General features: G+C 68.0%; 4 protein-coding genes. All 4 read right to left on the bottom strand.

The features are described from left to right. Positions 1–224 precede the first annotated feature (224 nt). Positions 225–1337, bottom strand: coding sequence for a quinohemoprotein amine dehydrogenase subunit beta (gene peaD / locus C666_RS18530; protein WP_004348006.1), 1113 nt, complete (start codon positions 1335–1337; stop codon positions 225–227). A gap of 75 nt (positions 1338–1412) precedes the next feature. Beyond that, entirely contained in the window at positions 1413–1736 is a 324-nt protein-coding gene (gene qhpC / locus C666_RS18525) for a quinohemoprotein amine dehydrogenase subunit gamma (protein ID WP_004348005.1), read from the bottom strand. Beyond that, the gene (peaB, locus tag C666_RS18520) at positions 1733–3166 is read right to left on the bottom strand and encodes a quinohemoprotein amine dehydrogenase maturation protein (protein WP_004348004.1); all 1434 of its coding nucleotides are present in this window, start codon (positions 3164–3166) and stop codon (positions 1733–1735) included. Before peaB ends, qhpC begins: the two co-directional genes overlap by 4 nt. A 22-nt stretch (positions 3167–3188) precedes the next feature. Continuing rightward, positions 3189–4808, bottom strand: a complete 1620-nt coding sequence (gene peaA / locus C666_RS18515) for a quinohemoprotein amine dehydrogenase subunit alpha (protein ID WP_004348003.1) — start codon at positions 4806–4808, stop codon at positions 3189–3191. Positions 4809–4960: the final 152 nt, after the last annotated feature.

Here is a 4960-nt window from a genome sequence, read left to right as displayed (position 1 = left end):
TCGCCGCGGCGCAGGCCCGCGGCAAGCGCGCAAAGGCCGGCGCCCAGCACCGCCAGGTTGCCGGCGGCGGGCAGCGCGGCGCACAGCAGCGCGGCGATCGGCAGGGCGAGCCAGATGGCGGCGCGCGCGCGTGCCCGATGTTCATGCATGAGCGTGCTCCAGAGGGCGTGCCGCGTCCGGCGCGGCGCCATGTGCGGAATGGGCTTGCATGGCGCCGGCCGGCCTCAGCGGCGCACCAGGCGCATCGAGCTGAGCACCTGGTCGCCGTTGCCGACGATGATGGTGCCCTTCTTCTCCAGCGTGTCGCTGTCATGGACGGCGATCTCGTTGATGGTGCCGCCGATGTACAGCTCCTTGCCGTCGGACGACACGTTGACGGTGTAGAAGGTGTGGTCGAGATCCACCCGCTTGACCAGCGTGTTGGTGTCGAGGTCGGTCTTGGTGAGCTGGGTGTACACCGTGTACGCCTCGTTGCGGCGCACCGGGTTGATGGCGGTGGAGAAGAACATCACCGTCGCGTCCTCGAACTCGGAGAAGCGCACCCTGTCGTTCTCGATGTCCAGCGCCCAGATGCCGGCGCGCAGCGACTCCTTGCCGTCCTTGTCCTTGTGCGAAATGAAGTAGGGCGTGGCGAACTCGTTGGCCTGCTCGAACTGCGGCGACACCGACAGCGAGTCGGGTTCGCCGTAGCCCTTGCGCTTCCAACTCTTCCACGGGTGCGAGCCGATCTGCTCGCCGGTCTTCGGGTCGAGCACCAGCATGTCCCAGGTGAAGGTGTACAGGCGCTTGTAGTCGGGCGAGTAGGCCAGCGTGGTCGCCCGGCGCGGGGCGGGCAGCTTGCGCACCGGCTGGGCATGGATGCCGGCGCCGGTATCGTAGATGGCGATGTACGGGTCCAGCACCTCGTATTCGCCCGGCTTCAGGCGGGTCGGATTGACATAGACCGCCAGTTCCCCGCCGTCCGGGCTGACGTCGATGGCGAAATGCGCCTTGGCGCGGATGTCGGGCGAGGACAGCTCGGCGCGGAAGACTTCCTTGCCGGTTTCCAGGTCGATGCCGGATACGCTTTCCCAGCGGTTGTGGATGGCGTAGGCCACCTTGCCGTCACGCGATACCGCGATGCCGGCGACGCTGTTGCCCGGCGCGGTGTTGGGGATCTCGTGGGTCTTGATCACCTGGCGCGCCTGGGCATCGACGACGACCAGCTTGTTGGGGCGCACCGCGGTGACGAGATAGTCCTTGGCGGCCAGGCTGGCCTGGCTGAGCAGGCTCATGCCGAGGCCGACGATGCCGAGCGCGAATGCCTTGCGCAGGGTGGATTGCTGCTTGTTTTTCATTGTGGGAGTCTCCTGGCGCGGCGGCCGGGCCGCCGCGCCGAATGCATTGGCGGGATTCGTGGGGGCCGGCTTCTTCTACTTGGGGAAAACCGACTGCAGCTGGGTCCAGTCCTGCACGGCGGCATCCTTGCCGGCGGCCCAGTCGGTGTAGTTGTGCAGGGTGTCGGGCACCTGCGCGGGCCACCAGCAGGGGTCGGCGCAGCCGTAGAGGTCGGCCTCCATCGGCTGGCACAGCCCGGCGACGCCGAGGAAGGCGTCGACTTCCCAGCCCGGGTCGAAAGTCGTGGCGCAGCCGACCACCGTCTGCATCGCCATCACTTCCTCCGCCTCGCTGCCGCCCTTGCCGATCGCCACTTCGACCTGGTGGGCCTTCGCGTTCATCGCTTTCATGTGCTTCATAGCTGGATACTCCTCGTGCTCAGGTGTTGTCTGAAAAAGCCCGGGTTCTTGACCAGGATTTCCGTGTAGATCTCGATGCCGAAGTCCACCCAGTCGCGCATCAGGTCGCAGTAGTGGTAGGTCGGCGACAAGGGATCGCCGAAGTGGGCATAGGACTCGTGGTAGCAGCCGCCGGCGCACAGGTTGCGGATGCGGCAGGTGGAGCAGCCCTTGTCGGCGCGGTCGGTGGCCTTCTCCAGGAAAGCGCCCAGCGCCTCCTTGGCGATGCCTTCGTCGACGTTGCCGAAGCGCGGCATGTCCGAGCCGGTGAAGCGGTGGCACAGGTTCAGGTCGCCCTTGTGGTCCACCGCCAGCAGGCCGACGCCGGCGCCGCAGGGCAGGGCCTTCTTGCGCCCCTCGTACAGGTCGCTCATCAACTGGTGCATGTTGGAGAAACCGTTGTTTTCCCCGCGCAGCGCCGCGTCGCGGTAGGCCCGGCCGAGCGCCTTCATGCCGTCGAAGACCGCCTGCAGCTCGTCCGCGTTCAGGTTGAACGCCGTCAGCGGCCCCGAGGTGGCGGGCGCGAACCCGACCTCGAAGAAGCCCAGCTCGCCCTTCAGGTGCCGGTGGATGGCGGGCACGTCGGTGTAGCCCGCAGTCATCGTCACGCGCACGCCGACCGGCTTGGAGCGGTAGCGTTCCAGCAGCATCCGCGCCTTGGACGCCACCACCGAGTAGGTGCCCTTGCCGCCGACGGTGAGCCGGCGGCGGTTGTGCACCGCCTCGGGGCCGTCCATGCTGATCGACAGGCCGAAGCGGTGGCGGTCGAGGTAGTCGACGATGTCCTCGGTCAGCAGCGTGGCATTGGTGGTCATCGAGAAATCGACATGCTTGCCTTCCTCGGCGCAGCGCCGTTCGGTGTAGTCCACCACTTGTTCGATCAGCGCCAGGTTGGTCAGCGGCTCGCCGCCGAAGAAGATGACGTTGATGCGGTCGTGGACGGCCCCTTCGGCGAGCAGCAGTTCGATGCTCTTGCACGCGGTGTCGAAGTTCATTCGGCGTCCCTTGGACGGGACGTCCAGATCCTCCTTGTAGCAATAGGTACAGCTCAGGTTGCAGCCAGTGTTGACGTTCAGCACCACGGTGCTGATCGGAAAGGAACGGATCTCCGTGCGCAGGCCCAGGTCGGGGCCGGCGGGGGCGTCGCACAGGATCGACAGCTCGCGAAAGTTTTCGAAGGTCTGTGCCAGGTCGGATGCCGTGACGCGGCCGTCGAAGCGTTCGCGCACGCCATCGAGCGAGACGCGGTCGTTTTCCTTCAGGAAGTCGAGCAGCGAGCCGCCCACCTCGTCCAGTTCGAACAGGCCGCTGGATGGGATGTGGAACAGCATCCGCCGCTCGGGCAGCTTCACGTCGTGGAAGCTGTGGCGGTTGACGAACAAGGTGGTCATGGGGGCGGCTCCTTTGCGTGCCTCAGCGCAGCGGCGGGTCGTTCCAGCGCTGCAGGGTCACGATCAGGTGCTTGCTGGCGCTGAGCTTGCGCCCGGCGTCGTCGACCGTCGCCGTCACCGCCAGCTCGCCGGCGTTGTTGGTACCGAACCTGCGCTTGGGATTGGGGCCGGCGTCGCCGGGGATGAACAGGCCGTCCGTCTGCAGGGTGCCGGCGTAGGCCATGTCCCGCATCTCTTCGGCGAAGGCGTTGGCGTTGGCCATCGACCAGGTGGCGGGGAAGTAGCCCAGGCGGATGTCGTCGGCCGTGCCCTGCTTGCCGTCGGGCCCGAAGGCGTAGCCCACGCTCTCGAACTGGACCGGGACTTTCGGCAGCGGACCCTTGCCGCCGCCGACCACGGCCATCGCCTGCTCCGGTTCGACGGCCACGTAATCGACGTTCCGGTAGAGGGCGAGTCCCTGCTGCAGGCGGGCGTTGCCCACCGCTGCGGCGCGCACGCCATCCTTGCCTGCGCCATCGGCCCGCGCTTCGACCACCACCTTGCCGGCGGCGCGCTCGACCACCCTGGCGACCGTGATGCCGTCGCCCAGATCGACGTCGCCCGACAGGCCGTTGCCGTAGAGGGTGACGCGCTGGGTCGTGCCGGCCTTGATGTGGGTCGGCTCGACCGCCAGCAGGCGCTCGGCCGAGCTCTTGCCGCTGCGGGCGGCGAGCAGGCGGCCGCCGATCGCGTCGATGCCGTTCTCGTACCAGCGGCCGGACAGCGTCTGGCCGTCGGGCGACAGCGTGAACACCTGGCGCACGTCCATGCCGCCCTGCTTGACGGAGGCGCGCCACTCGTAGCCGGTGTAGAGGATGGCTTCGCCCTCGGCCGTTTCGCGCTGGCCGTCGGCATAGTCGAACCGGAACTTCACCTTGTAGCGGTCGGCGCCTGCGCGGTCGGCCTCGATCGTCGCCACGCCTTCGTAGGCGCCGCGGCCGGGGCGGTGGCCGACGAAGCGCCAGGTGCCGGCGGCGCTGGCCCGCTCGCGCTGCTGCCATTGCTGCCAGGCGCCGCTGTCGTTGGGGTACAGCTTGCCGAGGATCGCCGGAACCTGCGTCGTCGCCAGCTCCCACCAGTTGCGGTCGCGGCCGCCGGCCTGGATCTCGATCACCGGATACTGGCCCACGTGGTAGTGGGGCAGCTTGGCCCAGTCGGACTCGGTGCGGCGCTGCAACGCGATGCGGCCGTAGGAGTGGCAGCGCGCACACGTGTCGAAGGCCAGCTTGGCTTCGCCCTGCACGCTTTCGACGCGGTTGAAGTCGCGCTCGATCAGGTAGCGGTAGCCGTCGGTTTCCTGGGGCGCCAGGCCGCGCGTGTCGGCCAGGTACTTGACGACCGCGGCGCGCTCGTCGGCGCTCAGCTTCACGCCGTGGCTGATGATCATCCGCGCCACCGTCATGTCCCAGCCTTCGGGGGTGCGGCGGCTGTCGCCGATGCGGGCCAGTTGCCCGTCTTCGGCCGGCGCGTGGCACGTGATGCACTTGCTGTTGACCAGGGCTTCGCCCTGCGGCGCGGCCTGTGCCGGGGCGGCGAGAAGCGGTGCCGCCAGGCTCGCGGCCAGCGCGAGCAGGCGGGGTTTCCTCCCGGGTACTTTCTCCATTGGGTTGTCTCCTTCATGAATCTTGATTGGCATGGCCGCGCATGAGCGGGCGGCTTCGGTATCGCGTGGTGGCACGGCCCGTACCGGGCGCCGCGAAACGACTATAGGAGGGAAGGCGTCCGGGACTTATCGGGAAACGGCCAGAGGCGGCG

The sequence above is a fragment of the Thauera linaloolentis 47Lol = DSM 12138 genome, from assembly GCF_000310205.1.
GTDB classification, from domain to species: Bacteria; Pseudomonadota; Gammaproteobacteria; order Burkholderiales; family Rhodocyclaceae; genus Thauera; species Thauera linaloolentis.
The sequence above is the reverse complement of the archived record's forward strand: the minus strand, read 5'-3'. Positions and strand labels throughout refer to the sequence as shown.